21 protein-coding genes and 1 pseudogene are annotated in these 24960 nt (G+C 51.4%); 10 read left to right on the forward strand and 12 right to left on the reverse strand.

Translation table 11 applies throughout. The features are described from left to right. Positions 1-139 precede the first annotated feature (139 nt). Complete coding sequence (locus OFAG_RS03110) at positions 140-1915, forward strand: ABC transporter substrate-binding protein (protein WP_005878939.1); 1776 nt, start codon at positions 140-142, stop codon at positions 1913-1915. A 49-nt stretch (positions 1916-1964) separates the two neighbouring features. Then, positions 1965-2489 (forward strand): molybdopterin-guanine dinucleotide biosynthesis protein B, encoded by a 525-nt coding sequence (mobB, locus tag OFAG_RS03115; RefSeq protein ID WP_005878941.1) that lies wholly within the window; start codon positions 1965-1967, stop codon positions 2487-2489. A gap of 23 nt (positions 2490-2512) precedes the next feature. Here the strand turns inward: mobB and OFAG_RS03120 are convergent, their stop codons facing one another. Then, positions 2513-4618: an FAD-dependent oxidoreductase gene (locus OFAG_RS03120; RefSeq protein WP_005878943.1), complete on the reverse strand. Its 2106-nt coding sequence runs from the start codon at positions 4616-4618 to the stop codon at positions 2513-2515. A 310-nt stretch (positions 4619-4928) separates the two neighbouring features. On the opposite strand from OFAG_RS03120, the pseudogene OFAG_RS14520 reads away from it, so the two are divergent. The 3 genes and pseudogenes from OFAG_RS14520 to fdhF all read left to right on the forward strand — a co-directional run. Continuing rightward, positions 4929-4994 (forward strand): annotated as a pseudogene (locus OFAG_RS14520) (4Fe-4S binding protein); the annotation flags it as partial. Between the two features lie 78 nt (positions 4995-5072). Beyond that, positions 5073-5471, forward strand: a complete 399-nt coding sequence (locus tag OFAG_RS03125) for a 4Fe-4S dicluster domain-containing protein (RefSeq protein ID WP_222707673.1) — start codon at positions 5073-5075, stop codon at positions 5469-5471. Positions 5472-5514: 43 nt separating this feature from the next. Beyond that, the gene (gene fdhF, locus OFAG_RS03130) at positions 5515-7671 is read left to right on the forward strand and encodes a formate dehydrogenase subunit alpha (RefSeq protein ID WP_005878946.1); all 2157 of its coding nucleotides are present in this window, start codon (positions 5515-5517) and stop codon (positions 7669-7671) included. A gap of 75 nt (positions 7672-7746) precedes the next feature. On the opposite strand, the gene OFAG_RS03135 is transcribed toward fdhF, so the two are convergent. The 4 genes from OFAG_RS03135 to modA form a co-directional block, all read right to left on the reverse strand. Next, on the reverse strand, positions 7747-9201 hold the full coding sequence (locus OFAG_RS03135; protein ID WP_020994785.1) for an aldehyde dehydrogenase family protein: 1455 nt from the start codon (positions 9199-9201) through the stop codon (positions 7747-7749). 192 nt (positions 9202-9393) lie between these two features. After that, positions 9394-10470 (reverse strand): molybdenum ABC transporter ATP-binding protein, encoded by a 1077-nt coding sequence (gene modC, locus OFAG_RS03140; protein WP_005878950.1) that lies wholly within the window; start codon positions 10468-10470, stop codon positions 9394-9396. Next, positions 10467-11138, reverse strand: coding sequence for a molybdate ABC transporter permease subunit (modB, locus tag OFAG_RS03145; protein ID WP_040719349.1), 672 nt, complete (start codon positions 11136-11138; stop codon positions 10467-10469). The genes modC and modB overlap by 4 nt, the downstream gene beginning before the upstream one ends. Before the next feature lie 12 nt (positions 11139-11150). Next, positions 11151-11912 (reverse strand): molybdate ABC transporter substrate-binding protein, encoded by a 762-nt coding sequence (modA, locus tag OFAG_RS03150; protein ID WP_005878952.1) that lies wholly within the window; start codon positions 11910-11912, stop codon positions 11151-11153. Positions 11913-12007: 95 nt separating this feature from the next. Here modA and OFAG_RS03155 point away from each other — a divergent pair, with 95 nt between their 5' ends. The 5 genes from OFAG_RS03155 to OFAG_RS03175 all read left to right on the forward strand — a co-directional run bounded on the left by OFAG_RS03155 (position 12008) and on the right by OFAG_RS03175 (position 17247). Next, on the forward strand, positions 12008-12778 hold the full coding sequence (locus OFAG_RS03155) for a TOBE domain-containing protein (RefSeq protein WP_020994786.1): 771 nt from the start codon (positions 12008-12010) through the stop codon (positions 12776-12778). Between the two features lie 8 nt (positions 12779-12786). Then, positions 12787-13587 (forward strand): formate dehydrogenase accessory sulfurtransferase FdhD, encoded by an 801-nt coding sequence (gene fdhD / locus OFAG_RS03160; protein WP_005878956.1) that lies wholly within the window; start codon positions 12787-12789, stop codon positions 13585-13587. Between the two features lie 75 nt (positions 13588-13662). Further along, positions 13663-14949 carry an O-acetylhomoserine aminocarboxypropyltransferase/cysteine synthase family protein gene (locus OFAG_RS03165; protein ID WP_005878958.1) on the forward strand — a complete coding sequence of 429 codons (1287 nt, stop codon included), beginning with the start codon at positions 13663-13665 and terminating at the stop codon, positions 14947-14949. Positions 14950-15179: 230 nt separating this feature from the next. After that, the gene (locus OFAG_RS03170) at positions 15180-16610 is read left to right on the forward strand and encodes a DUF4139 domain-containing protein (protein ID WP_005878959.1); all 1431 of its coding nucleotides are present in this window, start codon (positions 15180-15182) and stop codon (positions 16608-16610) included. A 25-nt stretch (positions 16611-16635) separates the two neighbouring features. Then, a complete protein-coding gene (locus tag OFAG_RS03175) occupies positions 16636-17247 on the forward strand; it encodes an epoxyqueuosine reductase QueH (protein WP_005878962.1) in 612 nt (203 codons plus the stop codon). A gap of 65 nt (positions 17248-17312) precedes the next feature. Here the strand turns inward: OFAG_RS03175 and thiM are convergent, their stop codons facing one another. From thiM to OFAG_RS03220, 7 genes are all read right to left on the reverse strand, one after another. Further along, positions 17313-18146 (reverse strand): hydroxyethylthiazole kinase, encoded by an 834-nt coding sequence (thiM, locus tag OFAG_RS03180; protein WP_005878964.1) that lies wholly within the window; start codon positions 18144-18146, stop codon positions 17313-17315. Between the two features lie 27 nt (positions 18147-18173). Beyond that, complete coding sequence (locus OFAG_RS03185) at positions 18174-19001, reverse strand: SIR2 family NAD-dependent protein deacylase (RefSeq protein WP_005878966.1); 828 nt, start codon at positions 18999-19001, stop codon at positions 18174-18176. Positions 19002-19111: 110 nt separating this feature from the next. Next, the gene (gene ahpF / locus OFAG_RS03190) at positions 19112-20659 is read right to left on the reverse strand and encodes an alkyl hydroperoxide reductase subunit F (protein WP_005878969.1); all 1548 of its coding nucleotides are present in this window, start codon (positions 20657-20659) and stop codon (positions 19112-19114) included. A gap of 117 nt (positions 20660-20776) precedes the next feature. After that, positions 20777-21343, reverse strand: coding sequence for an alkyl hydroperoxide reductase subunit C (ahpC, locus tag OFAG_RS03195; RefSeq protein ID WP_005878971.1), 567 nt, complete (start codon positions 21341-21343; stop codon positions 20777-20779). A gap of 543 nt (positions 21344-21886) precedes the next feature. Then, positions 21887-22753 (reverse strand): ADP-polyphosphate phosphotransferase, encoded by an 867-nt coding sequence (locus OFAG_RS03210; RefSeq protein ID WP_020994788.1) that lies wholly within the window; start codon positions 22751-22753, stop codon positions 21887-21889. Between the two features lie 7 nt (positions 22754-22760). Then, positions 22761-23624, reverse strand: coding sequence for a diaminopimelate epimerase (dapF, locus tag OFAG_RS03215; RefSeq protein ID WP_005878976.1), 864 nt, complete (start codon positions 23622-23624; stop codon positions 22761-22763). A 109-nt stretch (positions 23625-23733) separates the two neighbouring features. Next, positions 23734-24615 carry a lysophospholipid acyltransferase family protein gene (locus OFAG_RS03220; RefSeq protein WP_005878978.1) on the reverse strand — a complete coding sequence of 294 codons (882 nt, stop codon included), beginning with the start codon at positions 24613-24615 and terminating at the stop codon, positions 23734-23736. Positions 24616-24960 lie beyond the last annotated feature (345 nt).

Below are 24960 nucleotides of genomic sequence, written 5' to 3' on the forward strand. Positions count from 1 at the left end.
TGCGTAAACATAAAATTATAATGCTTAAAATAAATACGCAGACAGTTTCGTTGCCCTTGTCTAAAAAGCCGCATGAGTGAAGCGGCTTGCGACCATTGAAAATAGAACCAGACCCATGCAAAAGCGGAAAAAGGAACGCATGTCGTTGCGGATTTTTGGAAAACTCACGGGCGCGCTCGTTTTGTCAGTGTGCCTGCCCATATGCGGCGTTTCGCTTGCCGCCGATCCGCATAAAGTGATTCACAGCGTCTTCGAAGCAGCAGATGACGGATTCGACATGGTGAGGACACAAAATTACTATTCGGGCTGGGTAGCAGACGCGATATTCGAAACGCTGTTGACATACGATTATCTGGCGCGTCCAGCCAGACTGATTCCGAATACCGCGGAATCCATGCCGGAAATCAGTTCTGATGGAAGAACTTATACCTTTCATCTGAAGAAAAACATCTTTTTCGCGCCTGATTCCGTTTTCGGCCATGAAAAAAGGGAGCTGACGGCAGCCGATTACGTTTATTCCATCAAGCGTCTGGTCGATCCGGCAAACCGTTCTCCCTCAGCCAGTTTCGTAAGGGGAAAAATTACCGGCCTTGATGATCTGGTTGAAAAGGCGAAAAAAACGGGCCAGTTCGACTATGACGCCACGGTTTCCGGCTTGCAGGCGATCGACAGATATACCCTGCGGATCAGGCTGAATGCGCCGGATTCGAATTTTCTTTACATTCTGGCCTATGGGGCGCTGGCGGCGGTATCCAGGGAAGCTATCGACGCTTACGGCAACAAAAGTACTTTCCATCCTGTCGGCACGGGGCCGTACATGCTGAAGGAATACGTTCCACGCAGCAAAATCGTTCTCGAAGCCAACCCGTATTACCGGGGATTCGTCTGGGATTTCCAAGCGGATGGCGAGGCGTGGGACGAGCAACTGGTGCGCGACATGAAAGGCAAGAAGATGCCCCAAATAGGCCGGGTGGAAATTGCGATTATCGAGGAAGAGCAATCGCGCTGGCTTTCCTTTCAGGAGGGCAAAATCGATTTTGACAAGCTGCCGCAACTGGCTGCGCCCGTCGCGCTGGAAAACGGGAAGCTGAAAGAGGAATACATTGCTCAGGGAATCCGGCAGTACACCATGGTTGAGCCGGAGATCACTTACACCATTTTCAACCTGAAAGACCCGGTGACCGGTGGTTACAGCAACGAGAAAATCGCCTTGCGAAGAGCGATAGCCATGTCGTACAACACGCAGGCGGAAATCGAGTTGCTGCGAAACGGGCAGGCAAGCAAGGCGCAAATGATGATTCCACCGGGCGTTGCCGGGCACGAACCTGCCTACAGGAGCAGCATAGCCTATGAACCGGAGCTGGCCTCACGCCTTCTGGATCATTTCGGCTACAGGCGGCAATCCGACGGATACCGGACGATGCCGGACGGCAGCCCTCTCGTTTTGAGGATAAGAACCGAGGCCAACGCCAGTTCGCGAGTCGTTTCCGAAATCTGGAAACGGGGGCTGGACCGGATCGGCATCAGGGTCGAATTCGATGTGGGCAATTTCGCCGACAATCTGAAAGATGCGGCAGGTTGCCGGTTGATGATGTGGGGCGGAGCCTGGCATGCCGATTATCCGGAAGGGGAAAATTTCATGCAATTGCTGTATGGTCCAAACGCAGGGCAGGGCAATCATGCCTGTTACCGTTCCAAGGCATTTGACAAACTGTACAGACAGGCGGTTAAACTGCCTCCCGGCGAGGAACGGAACCGGCTTTATGTACAAATGAATCGCCAGATGGAAGCGGATACGGCCTGGTCGGTTCATGTGTCGCGTACCCGGAACTGGCTCGTCCGGCCTTGGGTAATGGGTTTCAAGAAACATCCCATTCTTCAGTCGGACTGGCAGTATCTGGATATTGCCCGATAAATTTTTTATTTCACTTTTTAAAAGCGGATTGTCGATAAATGATTGTCATATGGAAAACTACAGGCCACGTTATCCCCTGATAGGATTGTCCGGCTGGTCTGGCAGCGGAAAGACCACTTTGCTGGAAAAAGTACTGCCGCTGCTGTATCTGATGGGACTGCGGGTGAATGTGATTAAAAGCAGTCACCACGATGTCGAACTGGAACCGCCCGGGAAAGACAGCGCCCGGATCCGGAGGGCAGGAGCGGCGGAAGTGATGTTGGCATCACCTTACCGTTTCATGCTGGCTCATGAATTGAGAAACGAGAGGGAACCGACGCTTGAGGAACTCATATCGCGCATGATGCCGGCTGATCTGATACTGGTTGAAGGATTCCGGAATGCCGCTATTCCACGGATCGAGGTTTTCAGGCCGTCGCTGGGGAAAGACCCCATGTATCCCGAAAATAGCCATATCGAAGCGGTTGCATCAGACGGGGAACGGCCGCCAGTCTTGCCCCCGTCCGTTCAGTGGCTTGATCTGAACAAGGAAAATCAGGTGGTTGACTGGATATTGAACCGCCAGGCCACCTGAAAAGATACGGCGTTTTCAGATCGTCAGAAAAGTTGCGCCATCCACTGCATTTCTTTCATGGATTCGGCTGAACGCGCTCTGGCGCATGCCGGACACAGGATGCCCTCGCGGGTCATTTTGCCCAGTTCGTCACGCGTTTGCTGCAACTGTTTTGCCGAAGCGGAGAATGTTTCGCCGCAACAGGAGCAGATTTCCAGTGCCTGTTTGCGCACCACGGTTCCGGTAATTTCGGTTACCCGATAACCGTCCCGGTCTTCCACAATGATCGCGCCGGTCGGGCAGACCGACGTACAGGCGCCGCAACCGATACATTTTTCAGCAGGAGTCGTGAAATCCTTGAAAACCATGCGGCCGCCTTTGGTTTCGACCATCTTCAGCGCCTCGGCCCCGACTTCGATACACGCCAGTTCGCAAAGCCCGCAACCGATGCAGATATCGCAGCGCAAACAGCGTTCCGCTTCCACCGCAGCCACTTTCTCATCCCAGTCTTTTTGCATGAAATCGTGGGAAAATTTGCGGGTTGAAGGATCGTTTTCCTCGATATGCGCGCGCTTGGGCGAGGTACGGTGTTCCGGTGTGGAAGACAGGAAAGGCACTTCATCGCGGCGTTTCGGTTCCAGCGATTCATAATCGGCCGGTACGCCCATCAACCATGAGTGGATGGATTCTGCTGCCCGTTTTCCGGAACCGATTGCGGCAACAACCGTACTGGCGCCGTGCGCAATGTCGCCGCCGGCGAAAATGCCGGGCTCGCCTGTTTGCAGCGTGACAGGATCGCAAACGATATTGCCCCATTCCGTTTCGATTTTCGTGCCTTCCAGCCAGCTGAGATCAGCTTCCTGGCCGATACCGGCAAAAATATGGTCGGCCCGGACAGTAACCGGCGGCGTCGTTTTGGCGTCCGGAGCGTAACGGGAACGTTCAAATTCAATCTGTTTGTCCGGATGAATGCGGGTAGGGGCCCAGAATTCGACCAGTTCGACGCCTTCAGCCAGGGCCAGTTCAACTTCATGCGGATTGGCCGGCATCTGTTTGCGGTTGCGACGGTACCACATCTGGACTTTGGTCGCTCCCTGGCGGAAAGCCGTCATGGCGACGTCGATAGCGGCATTGCCGCCACCGATAACGATCACGTGAGGCCCGACTCGCGGATTTTTTCCGGAGCGGACGGCCGACAGGAAATCCATGCCACCGATCACGAAATCCTGATCGTCGCCCGGAACGCCAAGGCGCTTGGAATTCTGCAAACCGATTGCCAGCAGTGTTGCATCGTATCCCTTGTCCAGAAATTCTCTTGCCTGCCGTACCGTGTAACCGAGATGGATTTTGACGCCCAGTTGTTTGACCACATCGATTTCAGCGTTCAGTTTATATTCGGGCAGGCGGTAATTCGGAATGCCATAACGCATGATGCCGCCGGCATGTTCGCGTTCATCGAATATTTCGACTTCATGGCCTTTTTGCGCCAGATAATAAGCGGCGGTAAGGCCGGCGGGGCCGCAACCGACAATGGCGATTTTTTTGCCGGTTGGCTCGGCTTTTTCCAGATCGGGTTTGATGTCGGCACAACGGGCTGCGACGTGTTTCATCGGACGGATGAAAACGGCGGCACCGCTGACGGCGTTTTGCACGCATTCGTCTTCGCAAGGGGCAGGACAGATAAGGCCACAGGAATCCGGAAGAGGGGTATCGGCCGCCAGAATGGAAAGTGATTCCGAATAATCGCCATGTCCGACACGCGCCATCATGCTGGGAATGTCGATATGTGCAGGGCAGGCTACCTGGCATGGCGCGGAACGGGGAAGAAAACAGGTGCCGGCGGAACAGAGGTTGCCGGCAATATGGTTTTCCCATTCTTCACGATCTTTCTTTAAGGAAGCGGCAACAGGATTCGCTATGGATGGCGCAATCGCGCCAAGTTCGGAAATCGCTTTCGACAGCTCTTCCAGATTGGCGACACTGCCTCTGCCGAGCGTTATTTCAGTGACAATGCGTGCGACACGGGCGACAGCAGGCCGGATTTTTGCCGGTAACTGGCCTTCCGTGTGGAGTTGCTTGCGCAGGCTTTCAAGAATATCTGTGATGGGACAGGTTTTTTTCGCTGTTTCTTTACTATTTTCCGTTGTCATGGTTGTGTCAGTCTGCCAGATATATGGGGTTGCTCATGCCCCGCTCACCTTACCGCTGGCGTTTTTGCGGGAACACTTCGGTTAGGATATAGATATTAACATCAAAATATGAAAGGTTCCGCACAGAAATGAAGGGGCATGGAATATAATTGCAAACTGGCAAAATGCAAGCGGGCGGCAGAAATCCGGAATTTCCTATATATTGTTCCCATGGATGTTCTTTTTTTCTTTGGCGGAGCAGGCAGGAAACGGGTTCGCCCTTAATTTATGAATCTTTCCAGAATGGACTGGACAGGCAGGAGACAGAAGAATGAACCGGTTTGTAATTGCAGAACCAGATAAATGTATTGGATGCCGTACTTGTGAAGTGGCGTGCGTTTTGGCGCACCCGACCGGTGCGGAAAATGACCTTACCCCTGAAAATTTCAGGCCGAGACTGCGGTTGGTCAAAGGTTTGAAACTCACTGCACCCGTTCAGTGTCGCCAGTGCGAAAATGCGCCTTGTGTTAATGTATGTCCTACGAACGCGCTTGTCTATCGCGACAATACTGTCCAGTTGATCCGTGAACGCTGTATCGGGTGCCAGACTTGCGTGCTGGCGTGTCCGTTCGGCGCCATGCAGATCGTGAGCAAGCCGGTCAAACAGGTCGAACTGGGGCCTTTGACGGTACGGAAAACAGTTCGGGTCGCACAGAAATGCGATTTTTGCATTGATGTCCCTGGAGGACCGCAATGCGTTTCGGTTTGTCCGACAAAGGCGCTGCATATTGTCGATACCGGGACGCTGGAAGAAAAAATTAACGAAAAACGTGAAAAATCCGCGTTCAGCCTGCCGCCGGATGCATTCTGTTGACGCGAAACAATCCGGCTGTCGGATTCGGGTTTTGGGAGGAATTATGAAAAAAGCACTAGTCGTTTGTCCTTATTGCGCTTCGGGCTGCAAAATCAGCTTTACGGTGGAAAACAATAAAATCGTCAAGGCCGAAGGCGCCAACGGTGTTACCAATCAGGGCGAGTTGTGTCTGAAAGGCTATTATGGCTGGGAATTCCTGAATGATACCCGCTTGCTGACTCCCCGGTTGACGCAGCCTATGGTCCGTTACAAGCGTGGCGAAAGTTTCACGCCCGTTTCATGGGACGAAGCGATCCGTTTCGCCAGCTCGAAACTCATGGAGATCAAGGCAAAGTACGGCCCGGATTCGATTTTCGTCAGCGGTTGCGCTCGTGGCCCCGGCAATGAAGCCAATTATGTTGCCCAGAAATTCGCGCGCGCAGCAGTAGGCACAAACAATATCGACTGTTGTGCCCGTGTCTGTCATGGCCCGTCGGTGACCGCGCTGGAACAGACGGTAGGCAGCGGTGCCATGAGTAATTCAATTGTTGAAATCGAAGACACGAAATGTCTTCTGATTTTCGGCTATAACGCGGCCGATTCCCATCCGATTGTGGCGCGTCGCATTCTGAAGGCCAAACAAAAGGGCGCCAAAATCATTGTTTGCGATCCGAGGGTGATCGAATCCGCGCGTATTGCCGATATTCATCTGCAAATGAAAAACGGTTCCAATATGGCGCTAGTCAACGCCATGCTGCATGTTCTGATCGAGGAAAACCTTTACAACAAGGAGTATGTCGAGAATTATTCCGAAGGTTTCGACAAGATGTGGGAAACCGTTTCACAATACACGCCGGAAAATACGGCGGAAATCACCGGTCTGGATCCTCAATTGGTTCGGGAAGCTGTCCGCATGTATGCCGCTTCCCCGTCGGCGACAATTCTTTGGGGAATGGGTGTGACCCAATGGGGGCAAGGTGTCGAAACCTGCATGGGGTTGTCGAATATTGCCGTCATTACCGGAAATTTGGGACGGCCGAACGTTGGTGTCGGCCCGGTTCGCGGGCAGAACAACGTTCAGGGTTCTTGTGACATGGGAGCAATACCGGGACAATTTCCGGGTTACCAGTCTGTCGAGGATCCGGAAATTCGTGCCAAGTTCGAGAAAGCCTGGGGTGTCGAATCGCTTCCGGCCAAAAAAGGGATTCCCATTACCGAAGTCGGACACAATGTCCAGGAAGGAAAGCTGAAGGCGGTTTATATTTTCGGAGAAGATCCCTTGCAGACGGAACCGGATCTGTCGGCGGTTCGCGAGGCGTATGAAAAGCTCGATCTGGTCATCGTTCAGGACATTTTCATGACCAAGACGGCCATGCAGGCGGACGTTATTTTCCCCGCAACGTCCTGGGGCGAACATGAAGGAGTCTATTCGGCAGCCGACCGTGGTTTCCAGCGTTTCTACAAGGCTGTCGAACCGAAGGGCGATGTCAAGCCCGACTGGGAAATCCACAGTCTGATGGCGACCGCCATGGGATACCCGATGAAGTACAACAATACGCAGGAAATCTGGGATGAAATGCGCCAGTTGTGTCCGCTGTATTATGGTGCCACTTACGAAAAGATGGCCGGGCTGGGTTATGTTCCCTGGCCTTGTCTGACGGAAGACGATCCCGGCGCGCAATGGATGTACAAGGGGAACAAATTCAACACCCCGAACGGCAAAGCCAGGTTGATCGCGGCGGACTGGAAACCGCCTCTGGATCAGATCGACAGCGAATTCCCGCTGATTCTGTCCACCGTTCGTGAAGTCGGTCATTATTCCTGCCGTTCCATGACAGGCAATTGTTCGGCCTTGCAGACGCTGGCGGATGAACCCGGTTATGTCCAGATGAATATGAAAGATGCTGAAGAACTGGGCATCCGGGATCAACAGCTGGTCTGGGTGGAATCCCGTCGCGGAAAAGTGATCAGTCGCGCGCAAGTCAGCGAACGGACGAATCGGGGTGCCGTTTACATGACGTATCAATGGTGGATCGGGGCCTGTAACGAATTGACGGTCGAGCATCTGGATCCTTATTCCAAGACGCCGGAATATAAATACAGCGCTGTTCGCGTTCATAAAATCGACGACCAGAAATGGGCGGAACAACATCTGGCTCATGAATATGAACAGATGAAACAGAAACTGGCCAAAGCAGTGGACGAAGCGGTAGCGGCCTGATACGCGGTTATGGCAGACAGCAAAAAACCTCTCCCTTAAAAGGGAGAGGTTTTTTTGGGGGGTACGCTTGCGGTTTTAGCGTTTCAGCAGCGACAGCCAGATGGTTTTCGGTTCGGTAAAGTTTTCCAGCGCGGCTTCGCCGTGTTCGCGCCCGAAACCGGATTCACCCGTGCCGCCCCACGGGAGACGGACATCGGTATAGCCGTAGGTATTGACCCAGACCGTGCCGGCTTTCAATTCCTGCGCAACCTTGTGAATGCGTGTGACGTCCGCGCTCCAGACTCCGGCCGCCAGACTGAAAGCGGTGCCGTTGGCGATCCGGATGGCATCTTCTTCATCCTCGAATGGGATCACACTGGCAACCGGCCCGAAAATTTCTTCCTGGGAAATGCGCATTTCATGTTTGACGTCGGTAAAAATGGTCGGCGCAACGTAAAAACCCCTGTCGCCGACACGATTGCCGCCATAGGCAACGCAAGCGCCTTCTTTCCTGCCGACATCAATGTAGTCCATGACCGTATTCAACTGGTTTTTGGAAACCAGCGGCCCCATGATGGTGTCAGGAGATGCCGTATCGCCAATCCTGATTTTTTGGGCACGTTCAATCAGCCGGTCAACCACTTCGTCATGGATTTTTTTATGAACCAGAATACGCGATCCGGCTGAGCAAACCTGTCCCGCATTGAAAAAAATGCCTGACGCCGATCCACGAATGGCGCTGTCCAGATCGGCATCGTCGAAAATGATGTTGGCCGATTTGCCGCCAAGTTCCAGTGTCAGTTTCTTGAAGTTGACAGCGGCTCCCTGCATAATGCCCCTGCCGACTTTTGGCGATCCGGTAAAAGTGATTTTATCGACCTGGGGATGGGCGACCATCGCATCCCCGACAACACTGCCCTTGCCGGTTACAATGTTCAGTACGCCAGGCGGCACCCCGGCTTCGAGCGCCAGTTCACCGATACGGATAGCGGTCATGGGCGTCAGTTCAGCCGGTTTGACGATCAGTGTGCACCCGCAGGCGAGGGCCGGTGCGATTTTCCATATGCCGATCATGATCGGGAAGTTCCAGGGCACAATGGCACCGACGACACCGACCGGTTCGCGAACGGTATAGGTCAGGGCGTCGGTTCTGGCGGGAATGACCTGACCGATGATCTTGTCTGTCCATCCTGCATAATAACGCAAGGTGTCGATGGCAGCTGGCATATCCTGCCGCCTTACGCTGGAAATCGGTTTGCCGGCATTCAGGCTTTCCAGCGCGATCAGTTCTTCCTGATGTTTTTCAAGCAGATCCGCCAGACGGTTCAGAATTCTTCCCCGTTCGGCCGCACTGATTCCATTCCAGACTTTTAATGCGGCACGGGCAGCCCGGGCTGCGATATCGACATCCTTTTCACTGCCGGCTGCGACATGGGCGATAACTTCTTCGGTTGCCGGATTCAGAATAGTGGAATACTTTCCGCTTTCGGGGGGAACCCACTGGCCGTTGATCAGCAATTCGTATTGCGGAATTTTCGTTTTATCGTTCATAAAAATCTCCATCAGGAAACAGTTGTGTATTCGTTTTCAAATCATTTTTTCGTGCTCTTGCCACTTTTGCGAAGTAACGAAAAAGCGTAACAAGAATTATTTGCATTCATTATAACGAGATATTCATTTTTCAGCCGGACACAGCTATTTTTGTGTTCCGGGGAGAAAACGCTTTCAGTTTTACCGGGTAAATCAGTCGATTACGGCAATTCCTTTTACCTGGGCGAAGATGGGTTTGCCGGTATCCAGTTTGAGGATACTGGCGGATTTGCTTGTGATTCTCGACAATAAGCGAGTACCTTTTGCATCGAGCTCAACCATGACCTGGCCCTGGGTGTTGTCTGAAAAGTTGACGACAGTTGTGTCGAGAATGTTCAGGATGCTGGTATTCTCCGGTTTTTCTGTCGTCAGGCTCACATCCCGCGCCTGAATGCGCAAACGCACTTTTTGTCCTATCCGGAAACTGCCCATTGGCAGATAGATCTGACCGCCCGGAAAAGACAGCGTACTTAAATAAAACTGCAGGTCTTCTTCAACGATGTTTCCCTCGATTACGGCAGAAGCAGTGTCATAATAGGCCAGCGGCAAATCGAGACGGGTCAGCATCTCGTTTGTTTTGCCGGCGGCGACAATCTGTCCTTTATCCAGTAACACGAGGTGATCTGCCAGTGAACTGACTTCCTCAAGAACATGACTGACATAAAGAACCGGAATGTCGAGTTCTTCATTCAGGCGCTGAAGGTAGGGAATGATTTCCGATTTCCGTTTCATATCGAGCGCAGCCAGCGGTTCATCCATCAGCATGATTTGGGGACTGGTCGCCAGCGCACGGGCGATACTGACACGCTGTTTTTCACCGCCGGAAAGCGTTTCCGGCATTCTGTCGAGCAAATGACCGATGCCAAGCAATTCCACGGCTTTTTCCAGAGAAATTTTTCTGTTTTCCGTATCGATGCGTTTCATGCCGTATTGCAGATTGTCGGTTACGCTCAAATGGGAAAACAGACGGGCATCCTGAAAAACGAAGCCGAGAGAACGTTTGTGAGTCGGAATGAACAGCTGGCAACTGTCGTCTTGCCAGGTTTTGTCTTTTATCCGGATCATGCCGTTTTCCGGTTTGACGAGTCCTGCAACGGCACGCAGCAGTGTGGATTTTCCCGCGCCAGACGCGCCGAAAAGGGCTGTAATTCCTGATCCGGGAAGCGACAGATCGAAGTTCAGTTCATAATCGGGATAACGGACTTTCCCTTTGAAAAAAAGGCTGTTCATGATGGACGTTTGTTCGGGTTCACCAAGTAAAGCGCCAGCAGGACAAGAAATGCGAAAACCAGCATGCCTCCGGACAACCAGTATGCCTGTGTATATTCAAGTGCCTCGACATGATCGTAAATCGCTACGGACAGTACGCGCGTTTTTTCGGGAATATTGCCGCCGATCATCAGGACAACGCCGAATTCGCCTACGGTATGGGCAAATCCCATGACAATGGCGGTGAGGTATCCGGATTTTGCCATCGGCAAGATGACCGTGAAAAAGGTGTCCAGTGGTGAAGCGCGTAATGTGGCCGCCGCTTCCAGGGGCTCTCTTCCGATTGCCTTAAATGAATTCTGCAAGGGCTGGACGACAAACGGCAGCGAATAAATAACGGATGCAAGGAGCAAGCCGGAAAAACTGAATGGCAATGACGGCAATCCAAGCCATGCAAAGAAGCGCCCGATCGGGCCGTTCGGCCCCATCATGATCAGCAGATAAAAACCGAGCACGGTCGGCGGCAGTACGAAAGGCAAGGCGACCAGTGCATTGACCGGGCTGCGCCACCATCCTCGGGTATGGGACAGGTTCCACGCAAGCGGCGTCCCGATGATCAGCAGGATGGCAGTCGTCAATGTCGCCAGTTTGAGGGTTAGCCAGATGGCGGACAGATCGGTTTCCGTCATGATCGGTGCCCCTTACAAGGCGTAGCCGTAAGATTGAAGAACCTGGCGGGATGCGTCGGATTTGAGATATGTCATCAATGCCACTGCGGCAGCGTTGTCCCTGGCTTTGGGAAGCATGACGGCGTCCTGACGAATAGGGTGATAGTCATTGGTATCGACAATCCAGGCGGAACCGCTTTTCACCTTGCCGTCTTTGTAAATCTGGGACAGGGCGACAAAACCGAGTTCAGCGTTGCCGGAAGCGACGAACTGGTAAGTCTGGCCGATGTTTTCTCCCTGTACCATTTTGGGCTGCAGTTTTTTTTCAAGGCCGAGCTTTTCAAGAGTTTGCATGGCCGCAAGACCGTAGGGAGCCAGTTTTGGGGAAGCGATGGCAAGGTGACTGAACGGCTGTTTTTTCAGGATATCGCCTTTATTATCGACGTAACCGGGCCTTGAAGACCACAATGCCAGTTTGCCGATAGCATAGGTAAAGCGGCTTTTCGGTACAATAGCGTTTTCCTGTTCCAGTTTTGCCGGGGTTTTGGCATCGGCTGCAAGAAACAGGTCGTAAGGCGCGCCGTTTTTGATCTGGGCATAGATTTTGCCGGTCGATCCGCTGGTGATCATGACTTTATGGCCCGTGGCTTTCTCGAATTGTTCTGAAATCGTCTTGAGCGGTTCGACAAAATTGGCGGCAACGGCAACGTGAACGGTTTCAGCTGCCGCGATTGCCATGGCGCCCAGCAAAAAAAAGCCGAACAGCAGTTTGGGTAAATGGAAAAAATTGAACATGATGCGTCTCGCTATTCATTATTGGAATAGCGAATTTTAGCAGAACAATTTTAAAATTGTTCAAACTTTTGTTTTTTGAACGGTTGACGGAAAAAATGAGCGATCCAGTTTCTCTTGCCAATGCATTTGCCTATGGTACGGCCGACAAGCGTATTGAGGTTTTGCGGAAAATCGGCGAGACCGGTTCCATTTCGCAGGCTGCCCGGGAGGCCGGTATCAGTTACAAGGCTGCCTGGCAGGCAATCGATACCCTGACCAATCTGACGGGAGTCTCGCTGGTCGAAAAGATTGTCGGAGGTATCGGAGGCGGCGGAGCCAAACTGACGGATGAGGGATTGCAACTGCTCCGGATCGCAGGGGCGCTGGAAAAGAAGCGGCAGGAAGTGCTGGATGAGTTCAGGGAAGAAAAAATCGATGCCATTGATGCGCGTTTTTCGCATTTGTCGATCAGAACGAGCATGCGGAATTATCTGCCCTGTCGCGTCAAGGGGCTGAAAATGAGCGGACAGATCGTCCGTGTCTGTCTGGAAGTCCATGAAAGCATGGCGGTTCTGGTTGCCAGAATCACGCGTACGAGTGCCGAACTTCTGGCTCTGAAACCGGGACTGGCCGTGGTGGCCATGTGCAAGGCTACGGCTGTCCGGGTTTCAGGGGAAGCGAGGTCTTCCGGTCTTTCCACGGCCAATCAGTTTCAGGGTACGGTTAGCCGTATCTCGAAAGGGGAAAAGGAAGACGAAATTACCATTGAACTGTTCCCCGGGTTGCAACTGGTCGGTTTTGCATCTGCCGGAGAAGAAATCGAAACAGGCGGACAGATTCAGGCTTCGGTTGATGAATCGGCTGTTGTAGTCGCGCTTTTGCCGTGAGGAAATGCATGGATAACTGTCTGGAATCGTCGGAACTGACTGTTGATCGCTGGGAAAAAGGTCGAATCCAGCGCCTGAAGGATACGGTCGCGGAAGAAGTTCCTGTCGCACTGGTCTATAACGGCATTTCCCACGCGGTGATGCTGGCGACGCCGGCCGATCTGGAAGATTTTGCATGGGGTTTTTCACTGACCGAAGGAATTGTGACCTCCGTAAAAGAAATTTATGCATGTGATGTGGTCGAGGCTGAAAACGGACTCCGGATCGAACTGGATATTGCCAGCGAGCGGTTTCAGTATTTGAAAGAAAGAAGACGCAATCTGGCGGGGCGCACCGGTTGTGGCCTGTGCGGTACGGATTCGCTATCCCAGGCGGTCAAAATGCCGCCCCGTGTTGCCGGAAATCCTTCTTTCAGTATGGATATGCTTCACAAGGCATTCGAAAAAATGGATAAAATCCAGCGCCTTAAAAAACGGACCGGAGCGACGCATGCCGCCGCCTGGCTGGACGGGAACGGAAATGTCGAGATAATCCGGGAAGACGTGGGGCGTCATAATGCGCTGGACAAGCTGGTTGGGACGCTTTACCGGCAAGCAACGGATCGTTCGTGCGGAGCGGTTCTGGTAACGAGCCGGGCCAGTTACGAGATGGTCCAGAAATGCGGAGCGGCCGGAATCGGCATGCTGGCAGCCATATCGGCGCCAACGGCACTGGCGGTGCGTATGGCCGATGCCATCAATCTGACATTGGTCGGTTTTGTCCGGCAAGGAAGCCATACCGTTTATACCCATCCTTATCGGCTTGTTTAGTTTGCTTTTTGTACGGATTCGTATCAATCTGTACAATGTGAAACATCCTTATTATTCATCCCGCGATTATTGATCATGAAATTTGAAACTCTTGCGATTCATGCCGGTTATTCTCCGGATCCCGTAACCAAATCGGTTGCCGTCCCTATTTACCAGACCGTAGCTTACGCTTTCGACAACGCACAGCACGGCGCCGATCTGTTCGATCTGAAAGTGCCGGGAAATATTTATACCCGTATCATGAATCCCACGAACGACGTACTGGAAAAACGTGTTGCCGCACTTGAAGGCGGTGTCGGCGCACTGGCGCTGGCGTCCGGCATGACGGCTGTTTCTTACGCTATCCAGACCATTACAGAAGTCGGTGACAATATCGTCGCGTCGAGTACGCTGTATGGCGGCAGCTATAATCTTTTTGCCCACACTTTTCCCCAGTATGGCATTGAAGTCCGCTTTGCTGATCCTTTGTTGCCGGATGATTTCTCGGCGCGGATCGACAGCAGGACAAAGGCCATTTTCTGCGAATCCGTCGGCAATCCGCTCGGCAATGTGACCGATATTGAAAAACTGGCCAATATCGCTCATGCTCACGGTATTCCGCTGATCGTGGACAATACGGTGCCGACGCCCTATTTGTGCCGTCCTTTTGAATGGGGCGCCGATATTGTCGTGCATGCGCTGACGAAATCGATGAACGGCCACGGAAACAGTCTTGCGGGCGCTATTGTCGATAGCGGCAAATTTCCATGGAAAGAAAACCGGGAAAAATTCAGGCGTTTGAGCGAGCCGGATGTTTCCTATCATGGCGTCGTTTATACGGATGTATTCGGCGATGCTGCCTATATCGCAAGGGCCAGGGTAGTGCCGTTGCGGAATATGGGGGGAGCACTCTCGCCGATGAACGCTTTCCTGATTCTGCAGGGTGTCGAAACGTTGCCGCTGCGTATGGACAGAACCTGTGAAAATGCGCTGGCGATCGCCAGATTCCTGAACGATCATCCGAAAGTATCCTGGGTAAACTGCGCGGCATTGCCCGATCATCGCGATCATGCGTTGCTTCAGAAATACATGAATGGCAAAGCGCCGAGCTTGCTGTCTTTTGGTGTCAAGCCGTCGGGAAGCATGAGCGCACGCGAGGCAGGCGCCAAAGTGCTGGACGCTTTCAAGCTGTTTACCCGGCTGGTCAATATTGGCGATGCCCGTTCTCTGGCCACACATTCGGCATCGACTACCCACCGCCAGTTAAGTTCGGAGGAACTGAAAAAAGCCGGGGTCAGCGAGGACATGATCCGCTTGTCTGTCGGACTGGAACACTCGGAAGACCTGATTGCCGATCTGGATCAGGCTTTGGCGGTTATCTGAGGCGTTTGGTTTGCAAAAAACAGGACAATTCTCTTTGTCCTGTTTTTTTATAAGGACAAAAGGAAGCTTTCCGGAATCTTTCGGGCATTTTGTATTCAAACGTAAAAAAGCTGTACATTGACAGTCAGTGAAGCAAACTGTGAAAACAGGGCTGGCTGATCGTTGAATTGATTTTCCTGTTTTGCCTAAAGTCAGCTATTTCAGACAACTTTTACGGAGAGCCGTTAGAGATGAATACGTTTAAACGTTCTTTTCTGTTTTCGCTTGTTTTCGTGACGCCAGTCGTTTTTGCCATACCGACTTTGCAGACCGGCAAAAACGATCAGAAACAGCTTTCTCTGACGATTTATGAGCGCGATCTGGCTCTGGTAAGGGACGTCAGACAGGTGCCTTTGCAAGACGGAGCCTTAAAAGTCCAGTTCGTCGATATCAGTGAGCGGATTCAGCCGGAAACAGTTATGCTAAGGGATACCGTCTCCGGAAAGATCAGTGTGGCCCAGATTTATTTCGACAATAACCTCTTGTCTCCACAAACGCTGCTGGAAAGTTATGTCGGCAAAACGGTCAGGGTGATCAAAACCGATCCGGCGACAGGCGCGGAAACGCAGGAATCGGCTCAGGTTTTGTCTGCCCGAAACGGTATCGTCCTTAAAATGGGAGACCGGATCGAAACCAATGTACCCGGACGGCTCGTTTACGAGCGTATCCCCGAGGGATTGCAGGCCAGCCCTACCTTGACGGCTGAGCTGGCAAGCAAAGTGAGCGGGAGCCGGCAGCTTGAGCTGGATTATCTGACGAGTGGCATCGGCTGGAACGCCAATTATGTGGCCCTGTTGAATGCCGGAGAGAACAGAATGGATCTTTCAGGCTGGGCCGCCATCAGCAATAACAGTGGTACCGAATTCAGGAATGCGAACGTCCAGTTGATGGCAGGTAGTCCCAATGTGACCAATGCCCGGCCGATGCTGATGGCAGCGGCCGCACGGTCTGCAAAATTCGATGCTGTACCGGCCGGTAACGAAATTGCGCAGGAGTCCTTTTCGGATTATCACTTGTACACACTTCCCCATAAAGTGACCTTGTCCAATAATCAATCAAGACAGTATGCTCTGCTAAGTGCAAGTGATGTAAAGGTAAAAAAAGAATGGATACTGGATGGCGGAAACTATTATTACCGGAGTCGTATGCCGAATGTCAGCGACAGTTTGCCGGTCACTATGACGGTTGAATTCAGGAATGCCAAAAACAACCGGCTGGGTATGCCTTTGCCCGGCGGGATCGTTCGTTTTTACCAGACAGACGGTCGCGGCAATCAGCAGTTTCTTGGCGAAAGCAGGATGTCTCACACTCCGGCCAATGATGACGTCACTCTGAGAATGGGCGAATCTTTCGATGTGACGGGGTCGAGAAAGCAAACCCTGTTTAAAACAGTGCCGTCAGAGAATCAATCAGTCAGAAAATATGAAAGCGCTTATACGATCGTGCTGAAAAACGCAAAGAGCACGGGGGTTACTGTTCAAGTCAGGGAACCGATTCCGGGAAGCTGGCAGATTTTGCAGGAAAATTATCCGCATACGAAAGACGGAACGACAGCTGTCTGGCGGGTTGCCGTACCGGCTGGCGGTCAGGCTACTTTGAGTTATCGTGTTCGTGTTGAATAAGCAAATTCCGGGTATGACAGAGTATATGGAAACGAAAGAAAATCGGGTTTTTCTGCATATATGCTGCGGTCCCTGTTCGCTGATGCCGGTTGTCCATTTGCGAAAAGAAGGATTTAATGTGACCGCTTTCTTTTTCAATCCCAACATTCATCCTGAAGAGGAGTATGGGCTGCGCCGGGATTCCGCACAGCTTGCTGCCGAAAAGCTGGATTATCCGCTCGTTTTTGCCGGCGACGCGCTAAAACCGGCGCAATGGATCCGGGAACTGAATGGAGTTACCCAAGAAGGGGAACGTTGCGTTTCCTGTTACCGGCAGCGTTTGCTTCCGGTAGCGCTTGAAGCCAAAAGGCGGGGATTCGATTTCTTTACGACAAGCCTTTTGTATTCCCGCTATCAGCATCACGAAGCCATCTGTCAGGTCGCGGAACAAGTGGCCAGGGAAACGGGAGTATCGTTTTTGTATCGGGATTTCCGGCCTTACTGGTACGAGGGAATCAATCTGTCCAAGGAACTGGGCCTTTATCGCCAAAAATGGTGCGGTTGCCTGCTGAGCAGGAAGGAAGCTGAAATTCAGCGTGCCGAACGGGCCGAATTGAAACGGCGAAAAGCGCTGGCACGCATGGCTTCGGTTGCGTGAAACCTGAAATATTCAGCGTTTTTTTGTTGAAACTTCTTGTCGATTGGGGATGTTTTTGCGAACTGTCAGGAATCGACCGACATTTTCAGGCGAGTCAGAAAGTCGTCTTTTGTCATTAGTTGCAGTCTGTCGAGTAGAGCAATTTGCATCGATCCAATGCCCAGCCCCTTGGAAATGACCAATTCGGCAGCCATTTCTCCCGCTATTCCCATATAAGCCATGGCAGCAGCAGTCGCGCGCCAGTGATCGGGCTGGACAGCGGAAAAAGCGCCGATCATGGCGCTTGCCGAGCAACCCGTCCCTGTGATTCTGGTCATCCAGACATGCCCGTTTTTGAGGCTGGCTTTTCTGCCGGCTTCGTCGAAAACATAATCGGTTTCGCCTGAAACGCAAACCGTTCCATTGATACCGATCGCCAGTTTCCGGGCGGCATTCACGGCATTATCCGATGACCGGGTACTTTCTACTCCTTTTGTCGCTTCGGAGGCTCCGGCAATGCTCATGATTTCTGAAGCGTTACCTCTGATAATGTCCGGCCTGGCATCGGTCAGCAGTTCTTCGACGATCCTGTTCCGGTAGGAAGTTGCACCGGCGCCGACCGGATCCAGTACGACAGGAATCTGATGGGAATGGGCAGAATGTGCGGCCAGCTTCATGGCGTCCACCCATTCAGATTGCAGGGTCCCGATGTTGATAACCAGTGCGCTGGCGATAGCGGTCATTTCCGCCACTTCCTCACGGGCATGCGCCATGACAGGGGCAGCGCCCAGCGCCAAAAGGACATTGGCGTTATAGCTCATGACAACCAGGTTCGTGATGTTATGAACCAGTGGCGTTTTTTCTCGCACACGAATGACATCGTTCCAGAGGTCTTCCGCCGTCGTTTTTGTTGAAGTCATTTAAGTTTTGGGATAGGAAGGGTATTTTTATGCGCTTTGTCCAATCCGGGCATCGATAAGCCGCAGAGCGTCAAGCGCGCCAAGTGCGAGTCCAATATCGCTTGATTTCGGAACTTCCGGATAGTCCGGATTGATCCGGATTATCGGAACGTTGAAAGATTCGCTGGCCCGCCGTACTGTCGGAACGTGCACTCCGGCTCCGATTTCAATCACCACCAGATTGCTCACTTTGCGGTACCATTTGTTCAGACGTTCCATTTGCAGTTCGGTTCTGTTGGATATCCACCCCCAGTCGTTGAACATCAAAATATTGGGCCGAGACAAGCCCTTGCACTCCGGACAGACGGGAAAGCCGGAAAGGAGTTGGCAGTTTTCTTCATCAATTTCAACATTCACTCCGTTGCCGGGCCAGATAGCCGCGGAGCAGGGAAGGGTGCATTGCAAGTGGTGAATGGATCCGTGGCATTCGGCAATACGTGTTTCATCAAAACCGGCTTTCTGGAACTGGCCGTCCACATTGCTGGTGAAAACAAAAGCGCCGTGAGCCGGTTTTTCTGCTATTTTTCGCAGGATGGCGAAACCTTCGTGAGGCTGCGTTTCGCGATAGCGTTGCAGACGGTGTCCATAGAAGCCCCAGGCCAGACGGGCGTTGTCGGTAAAAGCGTTCGGATTGGCAATTTCGACAAATGAAATACGATGTTTTCCCAATTTTGGATAAGCGCGCCACAATCCTTCATTCCCGCGGAAATCCGGCAGACCCGAGTCAACACCCATACCGGCACCCGCGCCAATCAGCAGACCGTCAGCCTGTCGGATCAATTCGGCAGCTTTCCGGATTTTTTCTTCGGTTTGCATATTTTTCGTTTGTTTTTAAAAGAATGAATGATTCAAGCTTATCTTAATTTATAAAGATATCAATAAAAAAGGCCGTTATTCAATAACGGCCTTTGTCGTAGAGTTTTCAATTAATGGCGAATCAGGTAATCGAATGCGCTCAGCGATGCCTTGGCCCCATCGCCCATGGCAATGACGATTTGCTTGTAAGGCGATGAAGTCACATCGCCGGCCGCAAAAACGCCGGGAACAGAAGTTTTATTATAAACATCTACCTCGATTTCATTTTTTTCATTCAGTTTGACAGGAGTTCCTTTCAGCCAGTCTGTTGTCGGCACCTGACCGATCTGGACGAAGATGCCTGCGACAGGAAGCGTGCGGTTTGTGGCCGTAGCCAGATCCTTGTAAACCAGTCCGTTGACTTTCTGGCCGTCTCCCGTTACCTCGACTGTTTGAGCCTGTGTGATTAAGGTGACGTTTTTCAGCGAGAAAAGTTTTTCCTGCAATACGGTATCGGCAGTCAGTTTCGTGCCGCGAACCAGTACCGTTACGTGTTCGGCAATACCGGCCAAATCGATGGCTGCTTCGACAGCCGAATTGCCGCCGCCGACAACGGCAATTTTTCGGTTTTTGTACAAGGGGCCGTCACAATGCGGGCAGAACGCAATACCGCGACCGATGTATTTTTCTTCACCGGGCACTTCCATTTTTCTCCAGCTGGCGCCGGTGGCGAGAATAACGGTTTTGCTTTTGACGGAAGCGCCGTTTTCGAGCGGCACTTCAATCAGTTCTCCCGGAATGAGGCCGGTGGCGCGATGGGGCATCATGACGTCGATATCGTGATTTCTCACGTTATCTTCATAAACCGCTGCCAGATGCGTTCCTTCGATTTTCCGGATGGCGATGATGTTTTCGATATCGGTTGTGTTCAGAATCTGGCCGCCGAAATTTTCAGTGATCAGGCCAGTGCGGATTCCCTTGCGGGCAGCATAAATGGCCGATGTCGCCGCGGCCGATCCGCCACCGATAACCAGAACGTCAAAGGGCGCTTTGGCGGAAATTTTTTCCGCCTCACGTTTGGCGCTGCCTGTATCGAGTTTTGCCAGTATTTCCTTGAGGCTCATGCGACCCTGACCGAATTCCTTGCCATTCAGGTAAATGGTCGGAACCGCCATGATATGTCGTTCGTTGACTTCGTCCTGAAAAATGGCTCCGTCGATCATGACATGGGAAATGCCCGGATTGACGACGGCCATCAGGTTCAGGGCCTGAACAACTTCAGGACAATTCTGGCAACTGAGTGAAATATAGGTTTCGAACTCATAATTCCCCGTCAGATGCTTGATCTGTTCAATGACGTCGGGCTCGACTTTGGGAGGATAGCCGCCTGTCTGCAGCAGAGCCAGGACAAGGGAAGTAAACTCGTGGCCCATGGGAAGGCCTGCAAAGCGGATATGAACGTTTCCCTCTGGCCGATTGACCGAGAAAGAGGGCGATCTTTTATCCTCGCCAGCTCGTTCAATGATCGTGATTTTGGAAGACAGCTCGGCGATATCCCGCAACAAAGCCGTCATTTCTCTGGATTTTTCGGTGTCGTTTATTGAGGCAACTATCTCAATCGGATTAACCAGTTTAGCGAGATAGTTCCTGAGTTGTTCTTTAACTTGATTGTCGAGCATGTTTCTCTGTCCGGTTGAGAAGGGCGTATCGCCTGATGCAAGGAAAACGGTCTGTCAGTCCGAAAAGTTCCGGAATGCCTTTTGCCTGGAACTTTCCGGACTCACGCAAAATAAAAATCAGATCTTGCCGACCAGATCCAGGGAAGGAGCCAGCGTTTCGCTGCCCGGTTGCCAGGAAGCGGGACAGACCTGGCCTTTATGGCTGGCAACGTATTGTGCCGCCTGAACTTTGCGGATCAGCTCTGTAGCCGAACGGCCAATACCCAGATCGTGAATTTCGTACAGCTTGATTTGACCTTCCGGATTGATAACGAAGGTGCCGCGCAAGGCAACGCCGTCTTCTTCGATCAGGACTTCGAAATCGCGGCTGATTTTGCCGCTCGGGTCGCCGATCATGGGGAACTGGATTTTCTTGATGGTATCCGAAGCGTCGTGCCAGCCTTTATGAACAAAATGGGTATCGGTCGAAACGGAATAGATTTCCACACCCATTTTCTTGAATTCTTCATAGTGGTCCGCCAGATCACCCAGTTCGGTCGGGCAGACGAAAGAGAAGTCTGCCGGATAGAAAAATACAACAGACCACTTACCTTTCAGATCGTTGTCCGTGACGGTGACAAATTGCCCGTTGTGATAGGCCTGTGCCTTGAAGGGTTTGATTTGGGTATTGATCAGTGATGACATGTTTCTCTCCTTGATGATAATTCAAATAGTACCGGCTATTCGCAAACATCCCGGGAATGGCCGTAATGGTTAAAAAATGTTTGATGAACTGTATTACGTTATGCGTTCACTGCATTGTTTGACATTAAAACACGACTTTAAAATTCCTGCAGAGCGCGTTCCCGTTTTTGGGGTGGAGTATGATGTCGTTTTTGCAATAAAATCCGTCGCGGAAAACCTGAACGGGTGGAACTGGACGAAAGCGGGATTTCTTGTTAATTAAATAAAATCAACAGGTTATTGAAAAATTTTACAATTTTTTGAGGTCGTGCCATGCCACTTAAACGGCCTATTTTTTATTGAAAATGATTGTCAATTATCTTTTAAAAATTTTCGGCAGAAAGAGATGCTGAAGGGGTGCCGAAGAGAGGAGGCAGCAGGAGATTCCGGGGTCAAGGTTTTTTCAAAAGCCCGGAAAAAGCCTCTTCCTTTTTCCGGGCTTTTATTAAATAAAAACATTCTTTTTTCCATGTCCCTGTACTGGCCAGGGGAAGTTTTTCAAACTTATTCTTCCAGTTTCTTTCGAAGCATTTCCAACTGATGGTAGTGTTTTTTTGTGGCGTGAGGATAGGAAAGTTTCAGTTCTTTCAACGTCTTGAGGATGATGGAACTGATAATCAGTCGGGCATTGTTTTTATCGTCAGCCGGGATGAAATACCAGGGACAGTCATCTGTAGTGGTCGCCAGAATGCACTTTTCGAAAGCGTCCATGTACTGATTCCAGAATTTTCTTTCCTCGAAGTCGGCAAGACTGAGTTTCCAGTTCTTGTCCGGCGTATCGATCCGTTCCAGCAGACGTTTGCGCTGTTCTTCTTTGGAGACATGCAGAAAAAATTTGATGATACGGGTCCCGTTGCGATGAAGATGCGCTTCGAGATCGCGTATGGATCGGTAACGTTCTTCCCACAAGTCCGTGCCGGCTTTCATGTCCGGCAAGTTCTGTTTGTCGAGAATCTCCGGATGAACCCGTACAACCAGGACATCTTCATAGTAAGAGCGGTTGAAAATGCCGATTTCTCCGCGTTCCGGCAGTTCGCAAACGGCGCGCCACAAGAAGTCGTGTTTCAGTTCTTTTTCACTGGGCTGTTTGAAACTGTGTACGTGGCAACCTTGCGGGTTTACCCCTGACATGACATGTTTGATCGCGCCGTCTTTGCCGGCTGCATCCATGGCCTGGAAAATCAGAAGCAAGGCATATTTTCCGGAAGCGTTCAGGACACTTTGCTGGTCGCTCAGTTCTTCGGTGTCCCGCTCCAGCATTTGCCGATATTCTTTTTTGGACCGGTAAAACGGCTTGATAAGAGTCGGACAGTCTTTCAGACGAACGTCGGTATTGGCCAAAACACGGAAGATTTCTGGATCGATTTTCACAATAGCCTCACAAGTCAATTTCACCGTTAAAAACGATAACAGCCGGGCCTGTCATCGTCACCTCATGTCCATTGCCATTCCATGTAATTTCCAGTGTTCCGCCGCGTGCCTTGACGGTAACGGGAGAGTCGAGAAGTTTTCGACGTATCCCCGCGACAACTGCCGCACAGGCGCCGGTTCCGCAGGCCAGTGTTTCTCCTGCACCCCTTTCAAAAACGCGAAGTTTGATGGAATGCCTGTTTTCGATTTCCATAAATCCGGCATTGGTGCGGTTTGGAAAGCGCGCGTGATTTTCAATGAGCGGGCCCGTTTCACCGACAGGAGCCTTGTCCACGTTTTCAACGATCTGGACAGCATGAGGGTTTCCCATGGATACAAGGGAAACCTCTATCGTTTGCAAGCCCTTGGGCAGTTCAAGCGCCAAAGGCCAGATCATGTCGTCTCCTGCCGGCTTGCCTTTCAGACCGCTGGCGTCGAACGGAATCCGGTCAGGGCTGAATTCGGGTTTGCCCATGTTGACTGTTACGTTGCCGTTTTTTTCCACTCGCAATTCAATGATGCCCGCTTTGGTTTCGACTCTGACCGGATTGCGATCTGTCATGTTGAAAACGGTGACGAATCTGGCAAAGGCGCGCGCGCCATTGCCGCATTGTTCCACTTCGCCACCGTCGGCATTGAAAATTCTGTAGCGGAAATCGGTAGCGGGATTTTGAGGTTTTTCCACTATCAGGATCTGGTCGGCACCTATACCGAAACGCCTGTCGGCAATGAAACGGAATTGCTCTGCCGTCAAGTCAACTTTTTGGGTGCAAGCATCGAAAACGATAAAATCGTTTCCTGCACCATGCATTTTTGTAAACTTCAGTTTCATAAGCCGAAATCGACGATCGGTCCCAAAAACAAATGATAGGCGATCACAGGAAAAGTGTCAGCTGAAACGGGGGAAATCGACCATTTAATGCATGTGCTGTTGGCAAAGATCATTCCTTGTTATCCGCATAAACTTTAGGGAATCCTTCCGGACGCGTTTTGAATCGCCGGTGTGTCCATAAATATTCGGAGGGCGCTTCCAGAATACGCTGCTCGATAAACTCGTTCATGCGTTTGGCCGATGTCCAGGGATCCTTGTCGGGAAAGTTTTCCCAGGGCGGATAAAATTTGACTTTCCAGCCTTTATAGTCCGGCAGAAACGTTGCGACAACGGGAATGACTTTTGCACGGGTTGCTGCTGCAAGACGGGATGGTGCAACCAGTGTGGCAGCGGGTTGCCCGAAAAAAGGGACGAATTCGGCATCTTTGGAACCGAAATCCATGTCGGGCAACATAAGGAACGGGATATTTTTATGCAAGGCCCGAATAATCGGTTTTATGCCCTGGCTTCTTGAAAACAGCAGGACGGTTTCATGAAAGCGCATCCTTCCCTTCCGCAGCATCTCATCGAAAGTCTTGTTTTTCTGTTCGGTATAAATGGAACAGCCCGGCGAATCCATAGTGATGATGGCACCCGGCATCTCAAGGCATACAAAATGGGGGCACAGGAAAATAACGGGACCGGCTCGCGTTTCATCATAAGGAACAGCAGGTTCGACATGAATAAGTTTCCTGATTCTTTCAATGGACGACCACCACAGGATTCCCCTCTCCAGAATGCTGCGCCCGTATCCCTGAAAATGTTCCTTGGCGATTTTCCGTCGTTCTTTTTCCGGCATGTCGGGAAAACAGAGCCGGAGATTGGTCAGTGCAATGTGGCGACGGCTTCCCATCAGATAGTAGGAAAGGGTTCCCATCCATTTACCAAGGCGTCCGAGAACAGGCAGGGGAAGCCAGTGTAACGACCACAGAATGAAAAGAAAAAACCTCATACGTTCATTTCCCGCTTATTGTATGAGGTCTTTGAGGTAACAAATCGTCTGGACATTCTTGTGCGGGCACTTTCAAAATAAACAATTTTATAGGGAATTTGTCAAAAATCGAAATATTCAATGATAGCCCAATGTCGGAAAAATTTCGTTATTTCTGCAGGAAAGGAAAAGATACCCATGACTTTTTTGCCGGAAAACAGGGATTTGCCGGTTATTTCAAAGGAATGACGATGTTGATCCGGTTATCGGGATTTCATTCATCAGGAATGATTCTTGATAACTGGAAAATTCGGCGTAGAATAATGCTGCCGCTGAGTTAACGGACAACTTGCGAAGCGGTCTATA

Source organism: Oxalobacter paraformigenes (assembly GCF_000158475.2).
Lineage (GTDB): Bacteria > Pseudomonadota > Gammaproteobacteria > Burkholderiales > Burkholderiaceae_D > Oxalobacter > Oxalobacter paraformigenes.

Bases quoted from the DNA above. Each gene is read 5' to 3' on its own strand.
- OFAG_RS03110 (WP_005878939.1), top strand. From the start codon at position 140: ATGTCGTTGCGGATTTTTGGAAAACTCACGGGCGCGCTCGTTTTGTCA.
- mobB (WP_005878941.1), top strand. From the start codon at position 1,965: ATGGAAAACTACAGGCCACGTTATCCCCTGATAGGATTGTCCGGCTGG.
- OFAG_RS03120 (WP_005878943.1), bottom strand. From the start codon at position 4,618: ATGACAACGGAAAATAGTAAAGAAACAGCGAAAAAAACCTGTCCCATC.
- fdhF (WP_005878946.1), top strand. From the start codon at position 5,515: ATGAAAAAAGCACTAGTCGTTTGTCCTTATTGCGCTTCGGGCTGCAAA.
- OFAG_RS03135 (WP_020994785.1), bottom strand. From the start codon at position 9,201: ATGAACGATAAAACGAAAATTCCGCAATACGAATTGCTGATCAACGGC.
- modC (WP_005878950.1), bottom strand. From the start codon at position 10,470: ATGAACAGCCTTTTTTTCAAAGGGAAAGTCCGTTATCCCGATTATGAA.
- modB (WP_040719349.1), bottom strand. From the start codon at position 11,138: ATGACGGAAACCGATCTGTCCGCCATCTGGCTAACCCTCAAACTGGCG.
- modA (WP_005878952.1), bottom strand. From the start codon at position 11,912: ATGTTCAATTTTTTCCATTTACCCAAACTGCTGTTCGGCTTTTTTTTG.
- OFAG_RS03155 (WP_020994786.1), top strand. From the start codon at position 12,008: ATGAGCGATCCAGTTTCTCTTGCCAATGCATTTGCCTATGGTACGGCC.
- fdhD (WP_005878956.1), top strand. From the start codon at position 12,787: ATGGATAACTGTCTGGAATCGTCGGAACTGACTGTTGATCGCTGGGAA.
- OFAG_RS03165 (WP_005878958.1), top strand. From the start codon at position 13,663: ATGAAATTTGAAACTCTTGCGATTCATGCCGGTTATTCTCCGGATCCC.
- OFAG_RS03170 (WP_005878959.1), top strand. From the start codon at position 15,180: ATGAATACGTTTAAACGTTCTTTTCTGTTTTCGCTTGTTTTCGTGACG.
- OFAG_RS03175 (WP_005878962.1), top strand. From the start codon at position 16,636: ATGGAAACGAAAGAAAATCGGGTTTTTCTGCATATATGCTGCGGTCCC.
- thiM (WP_005878964.1), bottom strand. From the start codon at position 18,146: ATGACTTCAACAAAAACGACGGCGGAAGACCTCTGGAACGATGTCATT.
- OFAG_RS03185 (WP_005878966.1), bottom strand. From the start codon at position 19,001: ATGCAAACCGAAGAAAAAATCCGGAAAGCTGCCGAATTGATCCGACAG.
- ahpF (WP_005878969.1), bottom strand. From the start codon at position 20,659: ATGCTCGACAATCAAGTTAAAGAACAACTCAGGAACTATCTCGCTAAA.
- ahpC (WP_005878971.1), bottom strand. From the start codon at position 21,343: ATGTCATCACTGATCAATACCCAAATCAAACCCTTCAAGGCACAGGCC.
- dapF (WP_005878976.1), bottom strand. From the start codon at position 23,624: ATGAAACTGAAGTTTACAAAAATGCATGGTGCAGGAAACGATTTTATC.
- OFAG_RS03220 (WP_005878978.1), bottom strand. From the start codon at position 24,615: ATGAGGTTTTTTCTTTTCATTCTGTGGTCGTTACACTGGCTTCCCCTG.